At 71.5% G+C, this 24629-nt stretch carries 16 protein-coding genes; 7 read left to right on the top strand and 9 right to left on the bottom strand.

Features of this window, described 5'->3' with window-relative positions:
* Window positions 1–9: 9 nt before the first annotated feature.
* The 4 genes from ACYSUO_RS27605 to ACYSUO_RS27620 form a co-directional block, all read right to left on the bottom strand.
* Window positions 10–1461 (bottom strand): NCS2 family permease, encoded by a 1452-nt coding sequence (locus ACYSUO_RS27605; RefSeq protein WP_461778943.1) that lies wholly within the window; start codon window positions 1459–1461, stop codon window positions 10–12.
* A gap of 150 nt (window positions 1462–1611) precedes the next feature.
* Window positions 1612–4005, bottom strand: coding sequence for a xanthine dehydrogenase family protein molybdopterin-binding subunit (locus ACYSUO_RS27610; RefSeq protein ID WP_461778944.1), 2394 nt, complete (start codon window positions 4003–4005; stop codon window positions 1612–1614).
* Between the two features lie 5 nt (window positions 4006–4010).
* Window positions 4011–4589 (bottom strand): (2Fe-2S)-binding protein, encoded by a 579-nt coding sequence (locus tag ACYSUO_RS27615; protein ID WP_461778945.1) that lies wholly within the window; start codon window positions 4587–4589, stop codon window positions 4011–4013.
* Entirely contained in the window at window positions 4589–5491 is a 903-nt protein-coding gene (locus tag ACYSUO_RS27620; protein ID WP_461778946.1) for an FAD binding domain-containing protein, read from the bottom strand. Before ACYSUO_RS27620 ends, ACYSUO_RS27615 begins: the two co-directional genes overlap by 1 nt.
* 367 nt (window positions 5492–5858) lie before the next feature.
* Between ACYSUO_RS27620 and ACYSUO_RS27625 the strand changes: the two genes are divergently transcribed.
* Window positions 5859–7562 (top strand): PucR family transcriptional regulator, encoded by a 1704-nt coding sequence (locus tag ACYSUO_RS27625; protein ID WP_461778947.1) that lies wholly within the window; start codon window positions 5859–5861, stop codon window positions 7560–7562.
* Between the two features lie 334 nt (window positions 7563–7896).
* On the top strand, window positions 7897–8673 hold the full coding sequence (locus ACYSUO_RS27630; RefSeq protein ID WP_461778948.1) for a hypothetical protein: 777 nt from the start codon (window positions 7897–7899) through the stop codon (window positions 8671–8673).
* A gap of 64 nt (window positions 8674–8737) precedes the next feature.
* Here the strand turns inward: ACYSUO_RS27630 and ACYSUO_RS27635 are convergent, their stop codons facing one another.
* A complete protein-coding gene (locus ACYSUO_RS27635) occupies window positions 8738–9472 on the bottom strand; it encodes a GntR family transcriptional regulator (protein WP_461779021.1) in 735 nt (244 codons plus the stop codon).
* A 185-nt stretch (window positions 9473–9657) separates the two neighbouring features.
* Here ACYSUO_RS27635 and ACYSUO_RS27640 point away from each other — a divergent pair, with 185 nt between their 5' ends.
* Together ACYSUO_RS27640 and ACYSUO_RS27645 are read left to right on the top strand one after the other, a co-directional pair.
* Window positions 9658–10512: a (2Fe-2S)-binding protein gene (locus ACYSUO_RS27640; protein WP_461778949.1), complete on the top strand. Its 855-nt coding sequence runs from the start codon at window positions 9658–9660 to the stop codon at window positions 10510–10512.
* Between the two features lie 186 nt (window positions 10513–10698).
* Window positions 10699–11787 carry a DUF2637 domain-containing protein gene (locus tag ACYSUO_RS27645; RefSeq protein ID WP_461778950.1) on the top strand — a complete coding sequence of 363 codons (1089 nt, stop codon included), beginning with the start codon at window positions 10699–10701 and terminating at the stop codon, window positions 11785–11787.
* A 30-nt stretch (window positions 11788–11817) separates the two neighbouring features.
* Here the strand turns inward: ACYSUO_RS27645 and ACYSUO_RS27650 are convergent, their stop codons facing one another.
* Window positions 11818–12273 carry an ATP-binding protein gene (locus ACYSUO_RS27650; RefSeq protein ID WP_461778951.1) on the bottom strand — a complete coding sequence of 152 codons (456 nt, stop codon included), beginning with the start codon at window positions 12271–12273 and terminating at the stop codon, window positions 11818–11820.
* 291 nt (window positions 12274–12564) lie between these two features.
* On the opposite strand from ACYSUO_RS27650, the gene ACYSUO_RS27655 reads away from it, so the two are divergent.
* On the top strand, window positions 12565–15627 hold the full coding sequence (locus ACYSUO_RS27655) for an alpha-mannosidase (RefSeq protein WP_461778952.1): 3063 nt from the start codon (window positions 12565–12567) through the stop codon (window positions 15625–15627).
* 10 nt (window positions 15628–15637) lie between these two features.
* On the opposite strand, the gene ACYSUO_RS27660 is transcribed toward ACYSUO_RS27655, so the two are convergent.
* The 3 genes from ACYSUO_RS27660 to ACYSUO_RS27670 all read right to left on the bottom strand — a co-directional run bounded on the left by ACYSUO_RS27660 (window position 15638) and on the right by ACYSUO_RS27670 (window position 22859).
* Entirely contained in the window at window positions 15638–17383 is a 1746-nt protein-coding gene (locus ACYSUO_RS27660; RefSeq protein WP_461778953.1) for a pyruvate dehydrogenase, read from the bottom strand.
* Between the two features lie 80 nt (window positions 17384–17463).
* Entirely contained in the window at window positions 17464–18957 is a 1494-nt protein-coding gene (locus ACYSUO_RS27665; protein ID WP_461778954.1) for a protein phosphatase 2C domain-containing protein, read from the bottom strand.
* 131 nt (window positions 18958–19088) lie between these two features.
* A complete protein-coding gene (locus tag ACYSUO_RS27670; RefSeq protein ID WP_461778955.1) occupies window positions 19089–22859 on the bottom strand; it encodes a S8 family peptidase in 3771 nt (1256 codons plus the stop codon).
* Window positions 22860–23052: 193 nt separating this feature from the next.
* On the opposite strand from ACYSUO_RS27670, the gene ACYSUO_RS27675 reads away from it, so the two are divergent.
* Window positions 23053–24033, top strand: coding sequence for a helix-turn-helix transcriptional regulator (locus tag ACYSUO_RS27675; protein WP_461778956.1), 981 nt, complete (start codon window positions 23053–23055; stop codon window positions 24031–24033).
* Window positions 24034–24118: 85 nt separating this feature from the next.
* A complete protein-coding gene (locus tag ACYSUO_RS27680) occupies window positions 24119–24601 on the top strand; it encodes a DUF456 domain-containing protein (protein WP_426899559.1) in 483 nt (160 codons plus the stop codon).
* The last annotated feature ends 28 nt before the right edge of the window (window positions 24602–24629 follow it).

Genomic DNA, 24629 nt, shown 5'->3' on the forward strand with positions numbered 1-24629 from the left:
AGAGAGGGGCTACTTGACGCCCAGCCAGCTCTCGATCGGGTGCAGGCCGAAGTACACGAGGAAGACGAGCGTCAGCACCCACATGAAGGCGCCGATCTCGCGGAACTTCCCCTGCGCCGCCTTGATCGCGGTGTACGCGATCACTCCGGCGCCGACCCCGGCGGTGATGGAGTACGTGAACGGCATCAGGGCGACGGTGAGGAACACCGGCACGGCCACGGACCTGTCGGACCAGTCCACGTGCCGGGCGTTCTGCATCATCATCGCGCCGATGACGACGAGCGCGGCGGCGGCGACCTGGCCGGGCACGATCTGCGCGAGCGGCGTGAAGAACAGGCCGAGGGCGAAGAGGAAGCCGGTGACCACCGAGGACAGTCCGGTGCGGGCGCCTTCCCCGACGCCCGTGGCGGACTCGACGAAGACGGTCTGCCCGGAGGCCCCCGCCACACCGCCGATCGCGCCGCCCGCGCCGTCGATGAACAGCGCCTTGGACAGGCCCGGCATGCGGCCCTTGTCGTCGGCGAGCCCGGCCTCGGTGCCGACGCCGATGATGGTGGCCATCGCGTCGAAGAATCCGGCGAGGACCAGCGTGAAGACGATCATGCCGACCGTCATGCCGCCGATGGAGTCCCAACCGCCGAACTCGACATGGCCGAAGAGCGAGAAGTCGGGCATGGAGACGGCGCTGCCGGTCAGCTCGGGCGGGCTGCCGCCCCAGACCTTCGGGCTGAGGTCGAAGACCGCGTTGACGATGACGGCGAGGACGGTGCCGGCGACGATGCCGATCAGGATCGCGCCGGGGATGTTGCGCGCCTGGAGCATGAAGATGAGCAGCAGGGTGACCGCGAAGAGCAGCACGGGCCAGCCCTTGAGCTGGCCGCCCGTACCCAGGGTGACCGGGTTGCCCTTGCCGACGAACCCGGCGTTGACCAGGCCGATCAGTGCGATGAACATGCCGATGCCGATGGTGATGCCGTGCTTCAGGGCGAGCGGGATCGCGTTCATGATGATCTCGCGCAGGCCGGTGACGACCAGCAGCACGATCACGACGCCGTACATCACGCACATGCCCATGGCCTGCGGCCACGTCATGTTGGGCGCGACCTGGGTGGCGAGGACGCCCGAGACGGACAGGCCCGCGGCGAGCGCCAGCGGGACCTTGCCGAGGAAGCCCATGAGGAGGGTGCAGACGGCGGCGGCGAGCGCGGTGGCCGTGATGAGGCCCGCGTGGCTGAGCCTGTTCCCCGCCGCGTCGGGGCCGCCGAGAAGCAGGGGGTTGAGCAGGAGGATGTAACACATCGCCATGAAGGTGGTGATGCCGCCGCGCACTTCACGCGCGAACGTCGATCCTCTGTCGGATATGTGGAAGTAGCGGTCGAGCCAAGACCTGCCGGCCGGCTGACGCGAGCCCGCGCCCGCGTCGTCGGCGGTGGTCTTCGGCTCCACGGACTGCTGGGTCATGGTGCCTCGTTTCCCAAGGTTCAAAGGGGCTCCCGTGAACTGCCTTGCGGCGCACGGGTTTTGGGATGGCTGCACGACCCGGGGGACGGCCCGAGACGCTTTGGTACGAAGGGGTGCCGGCCGGACAGCCGGCACCCCCGGGGAGGCGGACTAGGCCTGCGGGCCCGTCCCCGTGAGGTGCTCGGGCCGCACCGGAGTGCGGTCGAGCTCCAGACCCGTCGCGTTCCGGATCGCCGCGAGGACGGCCGGGGTCGACGACAGGGTCGGGGCCTCACCGATGCCGCGCAGCCCGTACGGGGCGTGGTCGTCGGCGAGTTCGAGCACGTCGACCGGGATGGTCGGCGTGTCGAGAATCGTGGGGATCAGGTAGTCCGTGAAGGACGGGTTCCTGACCTTGGCGGTCTTCGGGTCGACGATGATCTCCTCCATCACCGCGACGCCGAGGCCCTGTGTGGTGCCGCCCTGGATCTGGCCGATCACGGACAGCGGGTTGAGCGCCTTGCCGACGTCCTGGGCGCAGGCCAGTTCGACGACCTTGACGAGGCCGAGTTCGGTGTCGACCTCGACGACGGCACGGTGCGCGGCGAAGGAGTACTGCACGTGGCCGTTGCCCTGCCCGGTGCGCAGGTCGAAGGCCTCGGTGGGACGGTGTCGCCACTCCTCCTCGACCTCGACGGCCTCGCCCTCCAGTACGTCGACGAGGTCGGCGAGGACCTCGCCGCCGTCGGTGACGACCTTGCCGCCCTCCAGGAAGAGTTCGGCCGTCGCCCACGCCGGGTGGTAGCTGCCCATCTTGCGGCGGCCGAGGTCCAGGACCTTCTCGCGGACCAGCTCGCAGGCGTTCTTGACCGCGCCACCGGTGACGTAGGTCTGGCGCGACGCGGACGTCGAACCGGCGGACCCCACCTGGGTGTCGGCCGGGTGGATGGTCACCTGGGTGACACCCAGCTCGGTGCGGGCGATCTGCGCGTGCACGGTGACGCCGCCCTGGCCGACCTCGGCCATCGCGGTGTGCACGGTGGCCACCGGCTCGCCACCGACAACCTCCATACGTACACGGGCAGTTGAGTAGTCGTCGAAGCCCTCGGAGAAGCCGACGTTCTTGATGCCGACGGCGTAGCCGATACCGCGTACGACGCCTTCACCGTGCGAGGTGTTGGACAGGCCGCCGGGCAGCTGGCGCACGTCGGCGCCCTCGCTGGACTCCCACTGGCGCTCGGGCGGCAGCGGCATCGCCTTGACACGGCGCAGCAGTTCGGCGACCGGTGCGGGCGAGTCGACGGGCTGGCCCGTCGGCATGATCGTGCCCTGCTCCATGGCGTTGAGCTGGCGGAACTCGACCCGATCCATGCCCAACTTGTCGGCCAGCTTGTCCATTTGGGCCTCGTACGCGAAGCACGCCTGGACCGCGCCGAAGCCGCGCATGGCGCCGCAGGGCGGGTTGTTGGAGTAGAGCGCGATGGCCTCGATGTCGACGTCGTCGAGCACATACGGGCCGACGGCGAGGGACGAGGCGTTGCCGACGACGGCCGGGGAGGCGGAGGCGTAGGCGCCGCCGTCCAGCACGATGCGGCACTTCATGTGCGTGAGCTTGCCGTCCTTCGTCGCCCCGTGCTCGTAGTAGAGCTTCGCCGGGTGACGGTGGACGTGCCCGAAGAAGGACTCGAACCGGTTGTAGACGATCTTGACGGGCTTGCCGGTGCGCAGTGCGAGCAGGCACGCGTGGATCTGCATCGACAGGTCCTCGCGGCCGCCGAACGCGCCGCCGACACCGGACAGCGTCATCCGCACCTTGTCCTCGGGCAGGCCGAGGACGGGGGCGATCTGGCCGAGGTCCGAGTGCAGCCACTGCGTGGCGACGTAGAGGTCGACGCCGCCGTCCTCGGCCGGCACGGCGAGGCCGGACTCGGGACCGAGGAAGGCCTGGTCCTGCATGCCGAAGGTGTACTCGCCCTTGACGACGAAGTCGGCCTTCTTGGCGGCCTCTTCGGCGTTGCCGCGGATGATCGGCTGGCGGTGCACGATGTTCGGGTGCGGGACGTGCCCGATGTGGTGGTCGTCGCGGTTCTCGTGGACCAGGATCGCGTCGGGCGCGGTCGCGGAGGCCTCGTCGGTGATGACGGGCAGCTCGCGGTACTCGACCTTGATCTTGGCGGCGGCGCGCCGCGCGGTCTCCGGGTGGTCGGCCGCGATGCAGGCGACCGGCTCGCCGTGGTGGCGGACCTTGCCGTGGGCGAGGACCGGGGTGTCCTTGATCTCCAGGCCGTAGTTCTTCATCGCGGCGGGGAGGTCGTCGTACGTAAGTACCGCGTAGACACCGGGAGTTGCGAGTGCCTCGCCCGTGTCGATCGACACGATCTCGGCGTGCGCGGTGGTGGAGCGCAGAATGTGGCCCCACAGCATGTCCTCGTGCCACATGTCGGACGAGTACGCGAACTCGCCGGTGACCTTGAGGGTGCCGTCCGGACGGAGCGTGGACTCGCCGATGCCGCCCTTGGTCTGCGACCCCTGGGTGACCTTGCCGGGGATTCCTGTCGTACCCATGCTGCTCAGACCCCTTCCGGCTGTGTCTGGCGCGCGGCGGCGAGCCGGACCGCGTCCATGATCTTCTCGTAGCCGGTGCAGCGGCAGAGGTTCCCGGAGAGCGCCTCGCGGATGTCCGCGTCGGACGGGCTCGGGTTCTGCTCCAGCATCTCGTCGGCCGCGACCAGCAGTCCGGGCGTGCAGAAGCCGCACTGGACGGCGCCCGCGTCGATGAACGCCTGCTGGATCGGGGCGAGTTCGTCGCCCTCGCCGGTCTGCGAGTCGGTGCCCTTGGCGGACCAGCTCTGCGCGTCCTGAAGCGTCGTACCGCCCTCGTGGGACGCGCACGCACGGGACTTGGCGTGGTCGGCGAGCCCCTCGACGGTGACGACCTCGCGGCCCTCGACCTGTCCCGCCGCCACCAGACACGAACACACGGGCACCCCGTCGAGCCGGACGGTGCAGGATCCGCACTCCCCCTGCTCGCACGCGTTCTTGGAGCCCGGAAGCCCCATCCGCTCGCGCAGCACGTACAGAAGGGACTCGCCCTCCCAGACGTCGTCGGCTTCCTGCTTACGGCCGTTGACCGTGAAATTGACGCGCATTACGCGGCTCCCTCCGTGCGAACGCCCGAGCCGCGGTACGACTCCCAGGCCCAGGTCAGCGTGCGGCGCGCCATGACGCCGACCGCGTGACGGCGGTACGAGGCGGTGCCCCGCACGTCGTCGATCGGGTTGCAGGCGCCGGAACACAGCTCGGCGAACTGCTTGGCGACCGACGGGGTGATGATCTTGCCGTTCTCCCAGAACCCGCCTTCTTCCAAAGCGGAGCCCAGGAATTCCTCGGCCGACTTGGCGCGGACCGGAGTGGGCGCCGCCGAGCCGATGCCGGTGCGCACGGTCCGGGTCTCCGGGTGCAGGGCGAGGCCGAAGGCGCACACCGCGATCACCATCGCGTTGCGCGTGCCGACCTTGGAGAACTGCTGGGGTCCTTCGGCCTTCTTGATGTGCACGGCGCGGATCAGCTCGTCCTCGGCGAGGGCGTTGCGCTTGACCCCCGTGTAGAACTCGTCGATCGGGATGCGCCGCGAACCGCGCACCGACTCCACCTCGACCTCGGCGCCGGAGGCGAGCAACGCCGGGTGGGCGTCACCGGCCGGCGACGCGGTGCCGAGGTTGCCGCCGACGCCGCCGCGGTTGCGGATCTGCGGGGAGGCGACGGTGTGCGAGGCGAGGGCGAGCCCCGGCAGCTCGCTGCGCAGGTGCTCCATGATCTTGGTGTACGGGACGGAGGCGCCGAGCCGGACGGTGTCGTTCGAAGGCCCCCCGCCCACCTCCCACTCGTTCAGCTCACCGATGCGGTTGAGGTCGAGCAGGTACTCGGGGCGGCGGTGGTCGAAGTTGATCTCGACCATGACATCGGTGCCGCCTGCGATCGGCACGGCTGTGGGGTGCTCGGCCTTCGCGGCGAGCGCCTCCTCCCAGCTGCCGGGGCGAAGGAAGTCCATAACGGCTCTCTTCTCCGTGAGGTTCGTGGATCGGGCAGGGATCGTGCGTGGTTCGTGCGTCGTGGGGGCGATGCGATCGAGCCACGGGACGTGCGGATCACAGGGGCTCGTTCTGTTCAGGTCCATGTGCTGTTCACGCGGAGTGAGGCCAGTACACCGCCTGCGCTCCGGCAGTGTCAGTCACGGAAAACATGAACGCGTTGGCTGGCCCGCGGGGGTGTCTTGTAGATTCGTATGAACGGGTGGCATCAGTAACCTCACCGTTTTCTTCTGGAAACTACGAACACAGCTCCCCGGGACACCCTGGGCAGCGGTCCGTGGGTTCCACTCCGGTACGACTTCAAGACAGATCGGCGGCGACGAACACATGCGGCTGCGCGCATTGCTGGACACGGACGCGCTGGGCCTCAGCCTCCTCGGCGGCGAGGACGAGCTCGACCGCACGGTCCGCGGCGTGATGACCACGGACCTGCGGGACCCCAGCCGCTACCTGTCCGGCGGCGAGCTGGTCCTCACGGGCCTGGCCTGGCACCGGGAACCGGCCGATTCCGAGCCCTTCGCCCGGCTGATGGCCGCGGCGGGCGTCGCGGCCGTCGCGGCGGGCACCGCCGAGTTCGGCTACGTCCCCGAGGACTTCGTCGAGGCCTGCGCCCGGCACCGCGTGCCGCTGTTCTCGGTGGCCCAGTCCGTGGCGTTCGGGACGATCACCGAGCACGTCGTACGCCAGGTCTCGGGCGAGCGCGCCGGGGACCTCGCGGCGGTCGTCGACCGGCACCGGCGCCTGATGACCTCGGGGCCCGCGGGCGGCGGCCCCGACGTCGTCCTCGACCTGCTCGGCAGCGACCTCGACCTGCGGGCCTGGGTGCTCTCCCCGACGGGGCGCGCGATAGCGGGCTCGTCGGCGGCAGGCCCCGCGCTGCCCGCGGAGATCCGCACCCGGCTCGCGGCCGAACACCTGGCGGCCCTGCGCACCGGGCGGCGCAGCCCGCACCGGGTGACGGTCGAGGGGGTCACGTACTCGCTGTTCCCGATCGGCTCGGCGCAGAAGGACGGGCCGGCCGCCGCGCCCTCCCCCGACGCGCGGGCGAGCGTCCTCGCGGACTGGCTGCTCACCGTCGAGGCGGACGCGGGCGACTGGCCGGAGGAGCGGCTCGACCTGCTCCAGGGCGTCACGCAGCTGATCTCGGTGGAACGCGAGCGGCGGGACGCGGCGCGCACGGTGCGGCGCAGGCTCGCGCAGGAGGTCCTCGAGCTGGTGCAGGCGGGCGCGGCCCCCGCGGAGATCGCGGCGCGCCTTCGCGTCGCGGCGCCCGTGCTGCTGCCGGGGCTCGGCGCGGCCCCGCACTGGCAGGTCGTCGTGGCGCGCGTGGAGTGGACGGACCAGCAGGGCGAGAAGACCGAGGGCGGGGCCGTGGCCCAGTCGCTCCTGGAGGAGATCCTCATCGCCCCGGAGGCCGGGGCGCGCCCCGACGCCGCCGAGCCGTCCGACCGGATCGCCGTGGCGCACAGCGGGGACGAGGCGATCGCCCTGGTACCGCTGCCCGCCGTGGCCGCGGAGCACGACGGCTCGGAGCAGGGCCTGCTCGCGGACACCCTGCTGACCGCCGTGCGCGAACCCCTCGCGGCCGGGCTCGCCGACCAGGGGCGCCTGTCGATCGGCGTGAGCGCCGCGGTGCACTCCGCTGAGGGGCTGCGCGGCGCCCTGGAGGAGGCGCGGCACGCACGGCGCGTGGCGGCCGCCCGCACGGGCGTGGTCTGCGCGGCGGGCCACCAGGAGCTGGCGTCCCACGTCCTGCTGCTGCCCTTCGTCCCGGACGACGTACGCCGCGCGTTCACGGCCCGGCTGCTCGACCCGCTTCGTGACTACGACCACAAGCACCGCGCCGAGCTGATCGCGACGCTGGAGGCGTTCCTCGACTGCGACGGCTCGTGGACCCGCTGCGCGTCCCGGCTGCACCTGCACGTGAACACGCTGCGGTACCGCGTGGGCCGCATCGAGCAGCTGACGGGTCGTGATCTGTCGCGCCTGGAGGACAAGTTGGACTTCTTCCTGGCGTTGCGGATGAGCTGACGCCCCATCAAGCCCACGCGCACCTCCCTAGGCCCTGTCGTCAAACTCCCGTCTGCCCGGCGACGCCTGGCACGCACGCTCGCGGCGTTGCCGAAAAGCCCGAGTAGCTCCGCTACTAGGACTTCCCGGCGCCTTGCGATCGCACGCACCAGACGCCGCCGGGCCGCCCTCCGGGCGACGACGGGAGTTTGACGACAGGACCTAGCGATCTTGGGAGCGCTTGGGAACCCCATCCCTTTGTGAAATCTTTCACCCACCCCCTTGGCCGGGCACCTTGATCCGTGCTGAGATGCCCCACGGCAACTCGGCTCGATGGCGTGCTCGGGAGGGCAATGTGGCGCGTACCGCCATGTCTGGTACCGGAACGAACACAGCGGACGATCCACTCCAGACCGCGGTATGGCGGTTGCGCTCGCGTGGCTGCTGGGCCGACGCCGCGGCACTCCTCGACCATCATGCGACGGCGGACGCGGGGGCGGCCCTGCAACGGGCGTCACTGCTGGTGGAGCGGTGCCTGTACACGGAGCAGGGGTGGGCGGACGCGGAGGACGCGTTGCGTGCGGCGGAGGCACTGGCCCATACGGACGAGGAACGGGGCGCGGCGGCGTGCGAGCGGGGTCAACTCGCTTACGAGGCAACGCTGTTGAAGACGCGGGACCGGTCCGACGAGGCGCGCTCGGCGTTCGGCAGGGCGGCGGCGCTCATCGCTCCGGGTGCGCCAGGCCGCGCGTTGCTCGACTTCCGGCGCGGGCTGATGGCGGAGAACCTGGCGGACTCGCCGCAGGCGGCCCGCTCGGCGTACCGCAGGGCCCACGCGGGCGCGACGGCCCACGGCGACGCGCTCCTGCTCTCCTTCACCTGGCGCCACCTCGCCGGACTGGCCCTGCGGGAGGGCGAGTTGGCGGAGGCGCGGCACGGATTCACGGAGTCCCTGCGCATCCGCGAGGAACTCGGCTACCTGGTGGGCACGGCCCCGGCCCTCGCGTCCCTGGCAGAGGCCGAACCGGAACCGGACACGAAGGCGCGGTTGCGCGCGGAGGCGGGTCGGCTGTTCCGGTTGCTGGACGGTGTGCCGACGTGGTTGGCGGGAGTGTTGCCCGCGGCGGCGTAGGGCTGTCACGTCACGGGGCTCCGCCCCGGACCCCGCTGCTCAATCGCCGCAGGGGCTTAAATTACTAACCCGCAACGTGCTCCTGCACCAACAAGGTCACCGCGCCACAGTCCTGCGCCTCCAACGCATCCAGCAGCGCGCCATGCTGCCGCGCATCCACCGCGAGGTCGGCCGCGGCCCACCCCACCTGCCGATGCAGATCGTCGGCCACCCGGACCACCTGGTCGTTGCCCGCGAACGCGAGAACCGCCCGGTGGAAGGCCCGGTCGGCCTCCGCATACCCCGCCCGGTCCCCCACCGCGGCCGCCGCCGCCGTCGCACGGACCAGCGGCCGCAGCTCGGCCCACCGCGCGGGCGCCACCGTGCGCGCGAGCCGCGTCACCACCGGCACCTCGACGAGCGCCCGCACCTCCGCGAGCTCGGCCAGCTCGCGGTCGGAGCGCCGGGTCACCCGGAACCCCCGGTTGGGCACGACCTCGACCGCGCCCTCCCGCGCCAGCTGCTGCATCGCCTCGCGCACCGGCGTCGCCGAGACCCCGAAGCGCTCCCCCAGGGCCGGCCCCGAGTAGACCTCTCCGGGCGCGAGGTCGCCGGAGACCAGCGCGGCCCGCAGCGCGTCGAGCACCTGGCCGCGCACGGACGTCCGCTCGACCGCCCCGCGCGCCGCGAGTCCGGGCGCGGGCGGCTCGCTGTGGGTGTGCTCACCGCGGCTCTGCTCGGGGACGGAGGCCGGTGCGGACACGGGCGCGGAGGGCCGCGGCACCCAGACCGGCGTCGACCGCTGCTCCGGCACTCCCATGGAGGAGTCGCGTGCCGCGCGTGGTCTCGTCCGCTCCACCCCGGTCATCCCCTTCGCCGCCGTTCCTTGCCGTTTGTCCGAAGCTCAACGACGAACGATAGAGGGCCTTGCCGACAGTTCAAACCCCACCCCGGTCGGGTAAGGTAAGGCTTACCTGTAAACGATCAGGAATCGGTGACCCCCTCATGCCTCTCACCACGTCGGCGCTCGGTGCGCCTCCCAGCGCGGTCTCGGCCGCGTACGCCCGCCTCACCGAGGTGTTCCCGGGCCTGGGCGTCACCGAGGTACCTGCTGGTCAGGCGCTGCCCGAGGGTGCGGGCTGGGTGCACACCGAGCGGCTCGCCGAGGGCGGCGCCGCGCTCGACGCCTTCCTCGCGTGGGACAACGCACAGGTGCTCAAGGACTACGGCACCAGCGCCCGGCCCGACGTGATCGCGAGCTTCGGCCTGCACCGCTACGCCTGGCCCGCCTGCCTGCTGATCACCCTCCCCTGGTTCCTGCACCGCCGCGTGCCCCGGTTCCCGGCCTCCGAGGTCGCCTTCCAGCGCACGCTCGGCCGGCTGGCCGTCCACGTGACCGAGTTCGCCTGCCTCCCCGACGACCCGGCGGCGACGCTGCCCGGCGCCCGCGTCGTCCCCGACGAGGAGGCCCTGCGCGCCGAGGTCCGCGCGGCCGTCGCCGAGCACCTTCAGCCCGTGCTCGCCGGCTTCGGACCGCGGATGCGGCGCGGCCCGCGCGCCCTGTGGGGCATGGCGACGGACGAGATCGTCGAGTCCCTCTGGTACCTCGGCCACCTCCTCGGCGAGGAGCGGCGCGCCATGGCCGACCTGGAGGCGCTGCTGCCCGGCGCCACGAAGCCGTACGTCGGGAAGGCCGCGTTCCGCGAACTGACGGGCCCCGACGGGGAGTTGCTGCCGACCCGCGACCGCGCGAGCTGCTGCATGTTCTACACGCTGCGTCCGCAGGACACCTGTGTGACGTGCCCGCGCACCTGTGACGCGGACCGGGTCGACAGGCTCACCGCGGCCGCGGCGGCCTGAACCACCCGTTCGAGTGACGTAATTCGAACTCAACTCCCGTTTTACCGGCGGGAGTTCGAGCGTACGACCGCTTTACGCGCCCCCTTGCACACCAATGGCGTTCTCTTGCCCCGAAACCCCCTGCGGGGCCGGGCGGCTGGGCCAATATGGCGCCGTTCCGCCCTATCGCGATGCAAGGGACCCTTGATGAGACTGACCGACATATCGCTGGACTGGCTGCTTCCGGGCGCCGTACTGCTCCTGGGCATGCTGGCGGCGGTCGCAGTGCTCGCGCGCGGCAGGCGCGCCGGGGGCGCCAAGAAGGACGCGGGGATGTTCTCCGACGATTCGTGGGAACGCACCGAGGAGCGCCGCAGGCGCAAGGAGGCCGTCTACGGCACCGCTTCCTACGTGCTGCTGTTCTGCTGTGCGGCGGTCGCCGCCGCACTCTCCTTCCACGGCCTCGTGGGCTTCGGCCAGCAGAACCTGAACCTGTCCGGGGGCTGGGAGTATCTCGTCCCCTTCGGGCTCGACGGCGCCGCGATGTTCTGCTCGGTGCTCGCCGTGCGCGAGGCCAGCCACGGCGACGCCGCGCTCGGCTCCCGGATACTCGTGTGGACGTTCGCCGGCGCCGCCGCCTGGTTCAACTGGGTGCACGCACCCAGGGGCTTCGGCCATGCGGGCGCCCCGCACTTCTTCGCGGGGATGTCCCTCTCGGCCGCCGTCCTCTTCGACCGCGCCCTGAAGCAGACGCGCCGCGCGGCGCTGCGCGAACAGGGCCTGGTGCCGAGGCCGTTGCCGCAGATCCGGATCGTGCGCTGGTTGCGCGCACCCCTGGAGACGTACAACGCCTGGTCGTTGATGCTCCTGGAGAATGTGCGCACCCTCGACGAGGCCGTGGACGAGGTGCGGGAGGACAAGCGGGAGAAGACCGAGAACCGGATGCGCCAGCGCGAGCACCAGAAGCTGGAGCGTGCCCAACTGAAGGCGCTCAGCCGGGGTTTCGGCATGCGCGAACCACGACAGGTGGAGGCGGGCGCCTCCGGGCAGAGCGGCCCGGATTCCGTCATACCGGCGGCGGCCCCGGCGTCGGAACTCCCGCAGGGGGCACCGGCACCGGAACAGCTTCCGCTACGCACCCGCCCCTCACTCCAGGCCGTCAAAGGGATCCGCAGGTCCCGTGACCAGAAGGCGCCCGTCACCGTCGATCTGACGGCGGAGGACGATACGCAGGCGCTGCCCCGGCTCGACTCTCTGGAGCAGAAGCTCAAGGACCTTGAGCAGCAGCTCGGTTGAGCCCGTCCGTGGTACGGCGGCGTCGTGGAATCACGCGACGCCGCCGTCCAGTTCGAACCAGACCACCTTGCCCGTGGCATCCGGGCCGAGCGCCGCGACGCCCCAGGCGTCCGCGAGGGACTGCACCAGGATGAGTCCGCGCCCGTTGGTGCCGTGCGTACCGTCGTCGGCGTGCGGTACGCGTGGCCTGGGCCTGCGCGAGACGAAGTCGCGGACCTCGACCCGCAGGGAGCGCGAGCCCACGGTCGCCGTGAGTTCCGCCTCACAGTCCGTGTGCACCAGCGCGTTCGTCACGAGTTCGCTGGTCAGCAGCTCCGCCACCTCCGATCTTCCGGGCCTTCCCCAGTGCAGGAGGAGTTCGCGCAGTGCGCGCCGCACCTCCGGGACGGCCCGCAGGTCCGCCTTGCCGAGCTTGCGTTTGAGCTGCCTCGGCGGCCCGTCCCCCCGATCCGCCGTACTCACGGCGGCCCCCTTCTCGTACGTCATGGAGCCCCTGTCACCCACTGGGGCGCCCCCTCCTCGTGTCTGCCGTTCCATGGCCCCCGCCCACACGCGGCTCTCGATGCCTTCCTCGCTCCGGCCTCCTGCCGCTCGGCCTGCTCTCGAACGCGTACACGGGGATGAATGCCCCGCTGCCTGATCGGCACGCTTGTTGATTGGTCCACCACTTGCCGGGGTGTCCGGCGCCGCGCCGGGTAGGGAAGCGTGGGGACGCCGCCGGGGACCGGCACAGTACGAGCACCGAACAGCACCCGCAGGAGCACCGAAGGAGACGCCGTGCACGACGACCGACACCTCGTGGAAGGCCGACTCGACCGCGCGATGCGCCAATTCGTGCGGCCCGCGCAGTACGGGGCGCGGGTACCGCTGAGCATGAGCGTCTGGCACGCGCCGGGGGAACCGGTTCCGGTGGCCGAGGCCCTGGACGGCACGTACGAGCCCTTCGAGACCGGCACCGCGTGGGGAAAGCCGTGGTCGACGAGTTGGTTCCGCCTTCAGGGGCGGGTGCCCGAGGAGTGGGAGGGGCGCCGCGTCGAGGCGGTCGTCGACCCCGGATTCTCCGGGCAGGGGCCCGGCTTCCAGGCGGAGGGGCTGCTGTACGACGCGTCGGGTGTACCCCTCAAGGGCATCCACCCGCGCAACCGGCATCTGACGATCGCGGCGCGCGCGGCCGGCGGGGAGCCGGTGCATCTGCTCCTCGAGGCGGCGGCGAATCCGACGGTGCTGCGGGACTTCGAGCCCACCTTCCTCGGCGACGTACTGACCGCAGGGGATCGCCCCAACTACCGATTCCGCTCTGCCGATCTGGCCGTACTCGACGAGGAGGTCTGGCATCTCGTCCTGGACGTCGAGGTGCTCTCGGAGCTGATGCACGAGCTGGACGCGGACCGGGCCAGGCGGCACGACATCCTGCGCGCTCTGGAGCGGATGCTGGACGCCCTCGATCTGCACGATGTCCCCGGCACCGCGTCGGCGGCCCGCGCCGAGCTGGCCGAGGTCCTGTCCCGGCCCGCGCACGCGAGCGCGCACCGGGTCTCGGCGGCCGGGCACGCGCACATCGACTCGGCGTGGCTGTGGCCGCTGCGCGAGACGGTCCGCAAGGCCTCGCGCACGTTCGCGAACGTCACGGCGCTGGCCCGCGACTACCCGGAGCTGGTCTTCGCCTGCTCACAGGCGCAGCAGTACGCGTGGGTGAAGGAGCACCAGCCGCACATCTGGGAGCGCATCAAGAGGGCGGTCGCGGACGGGAACTGGTCCCCGGTCGGCTCGATGTGGGTGGAGTCGGACGCCAACATGCCCGGCGGCGAGGCCCTCGCCCGCCAACTGGTCCACGGCAAGCGGTTCTTCCAGGACGAGCTGGGCGTGGAGACGGAGGAGATCTGGCTGCCGGACTCCTTCGGATACACGGCCGCCTTCCCGCAGTTGGCGAAGCTCGCGGGCGCCAAGTGGTTCCTGACGCAGAAGCTGAGCTGGAACCAGACGAACAAGATGCCGCACCACACGTTCTGGTGGGAGGGCATCGACGGCACGCGGGTGTTCACCCACTTCCCGCCCGTCGACACCTACAACGCACAGTTCCACGCGAGCGAACTGGCGCGCGCGGAGCGGAACTTCGCGGAGAAGGGCGGCGCGTCCCGCTCCCTCGTCCCGTTCGGCTGGGGCGACGGTGGGGGCGGCCCGACCCGCGAGATGCTGGAGAAGGCGCGTCGGCTGCGCTCACTGGAGGGCTCGCCGCGCGTCGACATCGAGAAGCCCGCCGCGTTCTTCGAGGCCGCGCACGAGGAGTACGGGGAGCGGGCCCCCGTCTGGTCCGGCGAGCTGTATCTGGAGATGCACCGCGCCACGTACACCACGCAGGCGAAGACGAAGCAGGGCAACCGCCGCTCCGAACACGCCCTGCGCGAGGCCGAGTTGTGGTGCACGGCCGCCGCCCTGCACGACGCGGACTACGCCTATCCGTACGACGCCCTCGACCGGATCTGGAAGACGGTGCTGCTGCACCAGTTCCACGACATCCTGCCGGGTTCGTCGATCGCCTGGGTCCACCGGGAGGCCCGGGAGACCTACGCCCAGGTGCTCGCGGAACTGGACGACATCACGACCGGAGCCGTACACCGCCTCGGCGGGTCCGCGCCCTCCGCACTGAACGCCTCGCCGTACCCGCGCAGTGAAGTCGTCGCCCACGACGGACAGTTGACGCATGTGTACGTCGACGGACTCGGCGCCCGCTCCCTCACCGAGACCGCCGGACAGACCCACGGGCCCGGCGCGCACGCGGCGGCGACGCGGGAGACGGACTCGATCGTCCTCGCCAACGAACACCTCACGGTGACGATCGACAGCGACGGACTCCTCACCTCCGTAAGGGACTTGAGGGACGGCGGCCGCGAGACGCTCGCTCCCGGCAGCCGCGGGAACCTGCTGCAACTCCACCCCGACCACCCCACCCAGTACGACGCCTGGGACCTGGACGCCCACTACCGGCACACCCGCACCGACCTCACCCAGGCCGAGTCGGTGGAGCTGGTCGAGGAGGGCCCGCTGCGGGTCTCCGTGCGCGTCACCCGCCACTTCGGCAAGTCCCGGATCACGCAGGAGTACCGGCTCGCCGCGGACAGCCGCCGCCTCGACGTCGTCACGGACATCGACTGGCAGGAGTCGGAGAAGGTCCTGAAGGCGGCGTTCCCGCTGGACGTGCACGCGGAGCGGTCGTCGGCCGAGATCCAGTTCGGCCACGTCAACCGGCCCACGCACGCCAACACCGGCTGGGACGCGGCCCGTTACGAGATCTGCGCGCACCGCTGGCTGCGGGTCGCGGAGGAGGGCTACGGGGTCGCGCTGCTCAACGACTCCACGTACGGCCACGACGTGACGCGCGCCGCGCACGACGAGGGCCTCGGCACCACGGTCCGCCTCACGCTCCTGCGCGCCCCGCACTCCCCCGACCCGGAGACGGACCTGGGCACGCACCGCTTCACGTACGCGCTGCTGCCGGGCGCGAGCACCGGCGACGCGGTGGCGGAGGGGCTCGCCCTGAACCTGCCGCTGCGGATCGCGCCCGCCCCGGCCGTGACGCCGCTGGTCACGGTCGACAACCCGGCGGTCACGGTGGAGTCCGTGAAGCTCGCGGAGGACCGCAGCGGGGATGTCGTGGTGCGGCTCTACGAGTCGCGGGGCGGGCGCGCGAACGCGATGCTCACGGCGGCGTTCCCGGTGGCGGGCGCGGACGAGACGGACCTCCTGGAGCGGCCGCTGCGCGCGGCCGACACCTCGGACGCCGGCCTCGCCCTGTCCCTGCGCCCGTTCCAGATCCTGACGCTTCGGCTGCGGCCGGTGTGACGCGGAAGCCCTACGGGCGTGGCATGTTGCGGAGGTTGGAGCGGGCCATCTGCACCATCCGGCCCACTCCGCCGTCGAGGACGATCTTCGAGGCGGAGAGGGCGAAGCCCGTGACCATCTCGGCGCTGATCTTCGGCGGGATGGACAGCGCGTTGGGATCGGTGACGACATCGACCAGCGCCGGCCCCTTGTGCTTGAACGCGTCCTTGAGCGCGCCCTCGAGCTGCTTCGGCTTCTCGACGCGGACGCCATAGGCACCGGCGGCGCGGGCGATCGCGGCGAAGTCGGGGTTCTTGTTGGTCGTCCCGTACGAGGGGAGCCCGGCCACCAGCATCTCCAACTCGACCATTCCCAAAGAGGAGTTGTTGAAGAGGACGACCTTCACCGGCAGGTCGTACTGGACGAGGGTGAGGAAGTCGCCCATCAGCATCGAGAACCCGCCGTCGCCCGACATCGAGACGACCTGCCGGTTCCGGTCGGTGAACTGGGCGCCGATCGCCATCGGCAGCGCGTTCGCCATCGAGCCGTGCGAGAACGAACCAATGACGCGGCGCCGCCCGTTGGGCGAGATGTAGCGGGCCGCCCAGACGTTGCACATGCCGGTGTCGACCGTGAACACGGCGTCCTCGGCGGCGAGTTCGTCGACGACGGAGGCGACGTACTCGGGATGGATGGGGGTGTGCTTCTCGACCTTGCGGGTGTACGCCTTCACGACGCCTTCGAGCGCGTCGGCGTGCTTCTTCAGCATCCGGTCGAGGAACTTGCGGTTCGACTTGGGCTTCACGCGCGGCGTGAGGCAGCGCAGCGTCTCGCGTACGTCACCCCAGACCGCGAGGTCCAGCTTCGAACGCCTGCCGAGGTGCTCGGGCCGCACGTCGACCTGGACGATCTTGACGTCCTTCTGCGGCAGGAAGGCGTTGTACGGGAAGTCGGTGCCGAGCAGGATCAGGAGGTCGCACTCGTGGGTGGCCTCGTACGCGGCGCCGTACCCGAGCAGGCCACTCATGCCGACGTCGTAGGGATTGTCGTACTGAATCCACTCTTTTCCACGCAAAGCATGTCCGACCGGCGACTTGATCTTCTCGGCGAACTCCATGACCTCGGCGTGCGCGCCCGCGGTGCCGCTGCCGCAGAACAGGGTGACCTTTCCGGCCTCGTCGATCAGCTCGACCAGCTTGTCGATCTCGGCGTCGCCGGGGCGGATGCTCGGCCGGGAGGTGACGATCGCGGTCTCGATGGACTTCTCGGGCGCGGCCTCGTCGGCGACGTCACCGGGGAGGGTCACGACGCTGACGCCGGACTGGCCGACGGCGTTCTGGATGGCGGTCTGCAGGACGCGCGGCATCTGCTTCGGGCTGGAGATCATCTCGCTGTAGTGCGAGCACTCGGAGAACAGCCGGTCGGGGTGGGTCTCCTGGAAGAAGCCGAGGCCGATCTCGCTGGACGGGATGTGCGAGGCGAGGGCGAGGACCGGGGCCATCGAGCGGTGGGCGTCGTAGAGCCCGTTGATGAGGTGCAGATTGCCGGGCCCGCAGGAGCCGGCGCACGCGGTCAGCTTCCCCGTGACCTGCGCTTCCGCGCCCGCGGCGAAGGCGGCGGTCTCCTCGTGCCGTACGTGGACCCAGTCGATCGCGTCGTTGCGCCGGATCGCGTCGACGACCGGGTTGAGGCTGTCGCCCACGACTCCGTACATGCGCTCGACGCCCGCGCGGACGAGGATGTCGACGAACTGCTCGGCGACGTTCTGCTTGGCCATGACTCACGCGCCCTTTCGGAACCCGGTCTCCGCGTTGCTTCTCAGCTCTTCCGGGTTCCATGAATTCATACGGGGCGTGCTCACGCCTCCCAGACGGCCGCGGCCGTTCGGTCGTCGGCGTATCCCTTCACCCGGACCTGGGTGTCCGCGAGGAACGTGGCGAGGCCCGGAGGATCGGCGTCCGCCCACCTGTTCGCCAGGTGGCGGGCGAGATCCGGCTCGCCGCGGAACGGTTCGGCGAGGCCCGGCGAGCAGAGCAGCAGCGTGTCCCCCGGTCGGGCGACGGAGGCGCGGAACCGGAAGGCGTCGCGGGGTGGCGGGGGCGCGGGTTCGTAGGGGCTCGGGGGTGTCGTGATGTTGAGGTCCATCGTGAGCCGGTCGGCGTCCGGGGGCTCGGCGGGCGGCGTCGAACCGAAGCCGACGACGGGTGCGCCGCTCTGCTCGGCGATGCTCGGCTCTATGTCCCGCCACTCGCCGTCCCGCAGCCGGAAGAGTCCGCCCTCGCCGACGCCGAAGAACACGCGGGTGCGGCATGCCGGGTCGGCGGGCAGCAGCAGGCAGCGCAGCGTCGCGGCGTACTGCTCCGGGTCGAGGCCCTGTTCGGTGGCGCCGGCCCGCAGCTTGCCGAGGCTGCGGTCGGTGAGCCGGTGCAGGCCGGACTTCAGGTCGCCCCTGCGGCCCGCCCGCACGTCCTCCGCGAGCCGCGTGTGGCTGAGCCCGACGGCCCGCCCGATCCACTCGCAGACCTCGGCGGCGGCCCGGTGCGCGCCGGGCGTGGCGCGGGCGCCGGTGGCCATCGCGACGAGAATCAGCGCGGTCGCCCCCGTCCCGAACCGCGCGGTGAGCAGACTGTCGCGCCGCAGCTCGCCCCGGTACCGCGCGGAATCCCCCCGCACGGACACGGCCCGCAAGGTCGACACCCCGCACCGCGCCCCGTCGAGCACGGTGTCCGCGACGAGATCGTCCAGATCCTCCGGATCGGCGAGGGGAAGCGCGCTGGGCTCCGCATCGTAGGTGGGCGGACCGTCGCCTACGTAGATGACGGGGGCGGCGTGGGGCGGGGCCGGGTGGATCTCTTCGGCGCGAGGGGCCTCCGGCGGGAGTGGGGGTGCCTCCGGTGGGGCCAGAGGGGCCGGTGGGGCTTCTACGCGGGGTGCTTCCGGTGGAGGGGGAGGCGCTTCGGGCAGGGGCGGGACGGTTGCGGACTGAGGCGTGTCCGGCAGGGGTGGCGCGGCTTCGGGCGGGGGCGGAGCCTCCGGCAGGGGCGGCGCGACTTCCGGAGGTGGCGGTGGTTCCGCCTCGGGTGCGTCGGCGCCGGGTTCGTCCGGGACTGGTGGGGTGGTCCAGACGTGGTGTGTCTCCGGGTACGGGGCGTGGCGGGGCTCCGGTACCGCCGAGGGCGGCGGAGAGTGCGGGGACGCGACCGCTCCGGCCGAGGTGAAGCGGTCGTCCAGGGTGTCCGGGGTCGGGGTCGGCCCGGTGTCCTCGGCGGCGGCCTCGTTGTCGTACAACTTCCCCCACCAGTCGTCCCCTTGGGCCGGGTGACCGGTGGGCCTCTCCCCCTGCTGGCTCATGCCCTCATTGTCCACGGCACGGGCCGTACGAAAACGGGGCATCGGGAAAAGCCCACCGAAATGGGCCCGCCGGGCGGCCCCACCCCCCACGGGAGGACCACCCGGCGGACCGGATCGGGTGAGCGTCCGAACTAACGCACGTCGTACGCTCTATTCACCGTCTGCGTGACCGAGTTCCCCTTCGTGTCGGCCAGTTGGACCTTCAGGGTGACCTGCTTGCCGGAGGCACCCTCGTGGTCGACCGCCGCCGTCCACTTGCCGTCCCGCTTCGAGGTCTTCGCCTCCGTCCAGGTCTCCCCGCCGTCGTACGAGTACGAGAGTGCCGCCTTCGTCAGCGCGCCCGGCTCGTAACCCGCGTGCCCCGTTGCCGACAGGTCAATCTTCTGGCCGTCCCGCGCCGCGAGGGTCTTCATGTCGTCCTCGGGGAACGTCATCCGCGGGAAGAGCAGCGGGATGCCCTGCGAGTACGTGTTCTCCTCCTCGTGCGAGCGGAACGACCATGTCGTCGTGGTCTGCGGGGAACGTAGCCAGACCTTGCCGCCGTTCAGCTTCATCGTGTTGAGGGTCAGTTCGTACGCCGCGTCCTCGGACGGGACCGTGAAGACGCCGTACGGCCAGCCGGTGGAGCCGAGGCTCTCCCCGTTCCGCTTCAGCTCGACGTTGCCGATGTCGCCGAACGAGCCCTGGACCCCCTGGTGTTCGCCGTCGCCCCAGAATCCGGGGGCGACACCGATCAGATTGCCCTGGCGTTCCGCGGCGAGCGTCTGCTTGCCGGAGGCATCGAGCGGCGTAGTGGGAGCCATCGCGCCGCCGTACCACTCCTCGGCGCGCTTCTCGCCCTTCTCGTACGTCCGCACCGGGTCGATCATGAACTCGCCCCACGGGAAGCTGCTGGACACCTGGTGGCCGTAGCCGGTCGCGCCGGGCGAGTACAGCTCGGTGCGGGTGGACGGCGCTGCGACCAGGGCGAAGTCCCCGAAGGAGGTGGTCAGGCCGTTCGGGCGGGACACCGACGGCAGGTCGACGTAGTCCGTGGCCGCGCCCATCGCCTTGTACGTGGCCTTGTTCGTGGCGAGGTTCCGGTCCGACACCCGGTAGCCGCGGTCGTCGCGGATCTGCCCGGTCTCGGGGAACGCGAGCGTGTAGACGTACGGGCTCTTAGCCGTCGCCTTCCAGCGGAGTGTCGTGCTCCCGGCCGCGATCCGCTCCGCGAGCGCCGCACCCTCCGCCTTCTCAAGGCCGAGCATAGGGATCGCCGCGCCGACGAAGCCGACCGCCGGGTACCAGCGGCCCGCGGCCTCTCGATACAGGACGACCCCCTTGACGCCCGCCTTGATCGCGGCCTGCGCGACCGCGCTCGCGGAGCCACCCTCGGGCAGCTTCACCAACGCCAACTTGCCCTTGGCGGCGGCCAGTTCATCGGCCGTTCCGGCACCCGCCGAGACGATCTCGGAGGTCCCCGTACCGTCGAGGTTCGAGGAGTTCGTGGAGCCGGTCACCGGGTGCAGCGCGGGCCCGTCGACCACACCGAACTCGCTGATCTGCGGGGCGGCCGCACGCCAGAAGCTGTCGAACTCGAAGTCGCCGTCGCGGACTTCACCCTGGACGTCGGCGTAGTAGCCGCGCACGGTGCGCGAACCCTGAATGCTCGCCGCGTGCAGCCAGTTGTCCTCACCGAAGGTGCGGGCGAACCCCAGGGTGGCGCCGCGCACCTCGCTCTCCCGGTCCGTCTTCACGCTCAGCCTGTGGGCCTTGCGGGCGTCGAGGACGACGGTGGTGTCCTTGGTGAGGTTCAGCTGCGGACGCCCCAGGAACGTCGCGGACGCGATCAGCGTGCCCTCGGTCTCCGGCGTCGCGACGAACGCGGACAGGGCGTACGCACCGGGTCTGACCTGGTACGTCTGGTCGGCGGCGCCGTCGTTGACGCGCCGCTCACCGGACGCATCGTCGGTGCCGACGAGGTCGAGCGAGGACCCGGCGGTGGCCGGATTCCCCTGACGGTCGACGACCTTGACGCGCAGGGTGATGGTCTCCGGCTGGACGTACAGGGAGAACGGGGTGCTGAGGTGCGCGCCGCCGGGCCCCGTGGCGAGGACGCGGCCCGTGACGTCGCCGTACTGGGCCTTCTTGAGGTGTGCGGTCGGGTCGACGGTCAGCGGGACCTGGGCGGTGCCGCCCGCCGGGACGGTGACCGTCCGGACGCCGAGCCGGGCGACCGCGGACTTCACGGCGGAGCCGTCGTTGCCGGTGACACCGTCGACGTCGAGGCTCAACTTCACTGGTTTGTCAGTGGTGTTGGTGTACGGCACCTGGACGGTGGTGCGGTCGCTGCTGTCCTGCGGCCAGTTGAAGGTGCCGCCCTGCACGGCGCCCGCGCCGAGGACCTTCTGGTCGACGGCGGCCTTCACGTCGAGCCGGCCGCCGCCGGCCTCCCGGACGTCACCGGGGATGTCGGCGTCGGCGGACGCGACGAGCGCCTGCTTGATCTTCTGCGCCGTCCAGTCGGGGTGGCGCTGCTTGACGAGCGCGGCGGCGCCCGCGACGTGCGGTGTCGCCATCGACGTACCGCTCATGGACTGGTACGCGTACACGCCCCGGCCGCCCGCGGCCGCCGCCTTGATGGCGACGCCCGGTGCCGCGATCTCGGGCTTGAGGGTGTGCGTGCGCCGCACGGGGCTGCGGCTGGAGAAGCTCGCGGTCTCGTCGTCGCTGTCGACGGCGCCGACGGTGAGGACCTCGGGCACGCAGCCCGGCGAGGAGACCGTGTTGAGGCTCGGCCCGGAGTTGCCCGCCGCGATGACGAAGAGCGTGTCCTTCGAGGACCGCGCGAGTTCCTGCGTGGCCTGCGACATGGGGTCGGAGCAGTCCAGCTCGTCCGGGTTGCCCAGCGACATGGACACCACGTCGGCCTTCTGGTCGACGGCCCACTGCATGCCGGCGATGATCCATGAAGTGGCGCCGGAGCCACCGTCATTGAGGACCTTGCCGTTGAGCAGGGTGGCGCCCGGGGCGACGCCCTGCTCCTTGCCGCCGCTCGCCGCGCCGGAGCCGCCGACCGTGGACGTGGTGTGGGTGCCGTGGCCCTGGTGGTCGTCGGCGTCGGCGGAGTCGGTGAAGTTCTTCGACTCGGCGACGCGGCCCTTGAGGTCGGGGTGTTCGGTGTCGACGCCGGTGTCGAGGACGGCGACCTTGGTGCCCTTGCCGTCGTAGCCCGCGGCCCACGCCTCGTCGGCGCGCACCTGCTTCGTGGAGTCGGCGAGCAGCGACTCGACCTTGGCGTCGAGCCACAGCTTCTTCAGGTCACCGGCCGCGCGGGAGCGGGGACTTGAGATGTCGTCCCAGAAGTCGGCGGCCTTCTTCTTGTCGGCCTTCAACGCGACGCCGTCGACCGGGTCGAGGACGAGGCCGCGCTGTGCGCCGCGCGGTGCGACGGGAGCGCTGCGGGCCACGTCGACGGACTTGTCGTAGGTGGCGATGAGCGGCAGCGTCGCGCTGTGCCGGTCGTCGTAGCCCTGCCGGATCAGGCCGGTGACGTTGAAGAGTTCCTCGTCGACGCGGCCCGCGGCGAGCGCCTTCGCGGCGCTGTCCGGGTAGACGTACAGGTCCTTGCCCGACTGCCTGGTCTGGAGCAGCGGGGTGCTGCCGTCGGCGGCGGGCAGCGCCGCCGCCGTGGCGCGTCCTTCGGCGTCGGTGGTGACGACGACGCGGTCGCCTGTGACCAGCGTGACCGTGACCGCGGAGCTCTTGGCAGCGGAGTTCTTGGCAGCGGCCGCGGGGCTGCCGACGAGCGGCCGGCCGCCGTCCGGGGTCCTCCCCTCCAGGGCCCCGGACGGGACGGCCACCGTGATGCCCAGGACGACGGCGGTCGCCGTGCCCAGGGCCGCACGCGATATCGGGCGCATCGCTCTCCCCAAGTAGAAGCGCGGGTCAATACGGGCCAAAGGCCGTATTCCCGGCGGGTGTTGGTGCTGCGGTGGCGCCACATTGGCAGAGTGATGGCCGGTACAGGGAAGATGGGTGCGGCGGGAATGTGCCGTGGCCGTTTCCCGCCACGGGGGAGGTGTTGGAACGGTTCACCGGGGAGGGGATCGCCGCATGCTGCACGCGATAGGTCTGGACGAGGGGCACGAGGCGGCCTACCGGGCGCTCGTCGCGGTGGGCGCGGCCGACGTCCCCGACCTGGCACGGCGGCTCACCCGCGCCGAGCACGAGACCGAGCACGCGCTGCGCCGCCTGGAGCAGCACGGGCTCGCCGCCCAGTCCTCGGCGCGCCCCGGCCGCTGGGTCGCGGCGCCGCCGGGGGTCGCGCTCGGCGCGCTGCTCACCCAGCGGCGGCACGAGCTGGACGAGGCGGAGCTGGCGGCGGCCCGGCTCGCCGCGGAGTTCCGGGCGCAGGCCACCGAGCCCGCCGCGCACGACCTGGTCGAGGTGGTGACCGGGGCGGCGGCCGCGGCCCAGCGGTTCCTGCAGATCCAGCTCGGCGCGACCGAGGAGGTGTGCGCGCTGGTCACCGGCAACCCGATCGCGGTGCCTGCCACGGAGAACGACGCGGAGGAGCAGGCCGTCAGCCGGGGCGTCGGCTACCGCGTCGTCCTCGAACGCGAGGTGCTTGCCATGCCGGCCGGGCTGACCGAGCTGTCGGCGGCGATCGGCAGGGACGAGCAGGTGCGGGTCGTGGACCGGGTGCCGACGAAGCTGGTGATCGCCGACGGGACGCTCGCCATGGTGCCGCTGACCCGGCACGCCGCCGAGCCCGCCGCGCTCGTGGTGCACGCGAGCGGACTGCTCGAGACGCTGAGCGGACTCTTCGAGGCGGTATGGCGGCAGGCGCTGCCGCTGCGCCTCGGGGCGGCGGGCGAGGTGACGGAGGCCGGCACGGAGGGCCCCGACGGCCTCGACCTGGAGATCCTCTCGCTGCTGCTCGCCGGCCTGACCGACGCGAGCGTGGCCAAGCAGCTGGACCTGGGGCTCAGGACGGTGCAGCGGCGGGTGAAACGCCTGATGGAGCTGGCGGGCGTGACGACGCGACTGCAACTCGGGTGGCATGCGTACGAACGGGGCTGGGTGGCCCGCTGACCCCTCTGAGCCCGCTGAGCCCTCTGTTTCCTCATTGAGACTCCGTTGACCTGCGCTTTCGCCGCACGTGGGGGACCCTGTGCACATGGGAGCGTGGGAACTCCTCCTGGTCGGCGCCGTGATGGTGCTGGGCCTGTGCGGGGTGCTGGTGCCGGGCGTACCCGGGTCCTGGCTCGTGTGGGCCGCGGTCGCCGTCTGGGCGCTGCGGGACCCGAACGGGCTGGCCTGGGGTGTCCTCGTCGGCGCCACCGCCGTCCTGCTGGCCTCCCAGGTCCTGCGCTGGCAACTGCCACCACGCCGCCTCCGCCAAGCGGGCGCCACCCGCCGCCTGGAGTTCTGGGCAGGCGCGGGCGCGGTGATCGGATTCTGCGTGGTGCCTGTGGTCGGGGCCGTGCCGGGTTTCATGGGCGGGATCTACGTATCGGAACGGCTCCGGCTCGGAGGCCACGGCGACGCCCTCGCGTCGACACGCACGGCGATGCGGGCGGGCGGCTCCAGCGTGCTGGCGGAACTGTTCGCGTGCCTGTTGATCGTGGGGGCGTGGTTGGGCGCGGTCATCTGGGGGTGAGTCCCCTGCCACTTTGCCAAACGATTAC

Source organism: Streptomyces sp. UC4497, assembly GCF_054871485.1.

Excerpts from the sequence above, each read along its gene's own strand:
- ACYSUO_RS27625 (WP_461778947.1), top strand. The coding sequence starts at position 5,859 with ATGCGGCTGCGCGCATTGCTGGACACGGACGCGCTGGGCCTCAGCCTC.
- ACYSUO_RS27635 (WP_461779021.1), bottom strand. The coding sequence starts at position 9,472 with ATGGGAGTGCCGGAGCAGCGGTCGACGCCGGTCTGGGTGCCGCGGCCC.
- ACYSUO_RS27675 (WP_461778956.1), top strand. The coding sequence starts at position 23,053 with ATGCTGCACGCGATAGGTCTGGACGAGGGGCACGAGGCGGCCTACCGG.
- ACYSUO_RS27645 (WP_461778950.1), top strand. The coding sequence starts at position 10,699 with ATGAGACTGACCGACATATCGCTGGACTGGCTGCTTCCGGGCGCCGTA.
- ACYSUO_RS27605 (WP_461778943.1), bottom strand. The coding sequence starts at position 1,461 with ATGACCCAGCAGTCCGTGGAGCCGAAGACCACCGCCGACGACGCGGGC.
- ACYSUO_RS27615 (WP_461778945.1), bottom strand. The coding sequence starts at position 4,589 with ATGCGCGTCAATTTCACGGTCAACGGCCGTAAGCAGGAAGCCGACGAC.
- ACYSUO_RS27660 (WP_461778953.1), bottom strand. The coding sequence starts at position 17,383 with ATGGCCAAGCAGAACGTCGCCGAGCAGTTCGTCGACATCCTCGTCCGC.
- ACYSUO_RS27680 (WP_426899559.1), top strand. The coding sequence starts at position 24,119 with ATGGGAGCGTGGGAACTCCTCCTGGTCGGCGCCGTGATGGTGCTGGGC.
- ACYSUO_RS27670 (WP_461778955.1), bottom strand. The coding sequence starts at position 22,859 with ATGCGCCCGATATCGCGTGCGGCCCTGGGCACGGCGACCGCCGTCGTC.
- ACYSUO_RS27665 (WP_461778954.1), bottom strand. The coding sequence starts at position 18,957 with ATGAGCCAGCAGGGGGAGAGGCCCACCGGTCACCCGGCCCAAGGGGAC.
- ACYSUO_RS27620 (WP_461778946.1), bottom strand. The coding sequence starts at position 5,491 with ATGGACTTCCTTCGCCCCGGCAGCTGGGAGGAGGCGCTCGCCGCGAAG.
- ACYSUO_RS27650 (WP_461778951.1), bottom strand. The coding sequence starts at position 12,273 with ATGACGTACGAGAAGGGGGCCGCCGTGAGTACGGCGGATCGGGGGGAC.
- ACYSUO_RS27640 (WP_461778949.1), top strand. The coding sequence starts at position 9,658 with ATGCCTCTCACCACGTCGGCGCTCGGTGCGCCTCCCAGCGCGGTCTCG.
- ACYSUO_RS27610 (WP_461778944.1), bottom strand. The coding sequence starts at position 4,005 with ATGGGTACGACAGGAATCCCCGGCAAGGTCACCCAGGGGTCGCAGACC.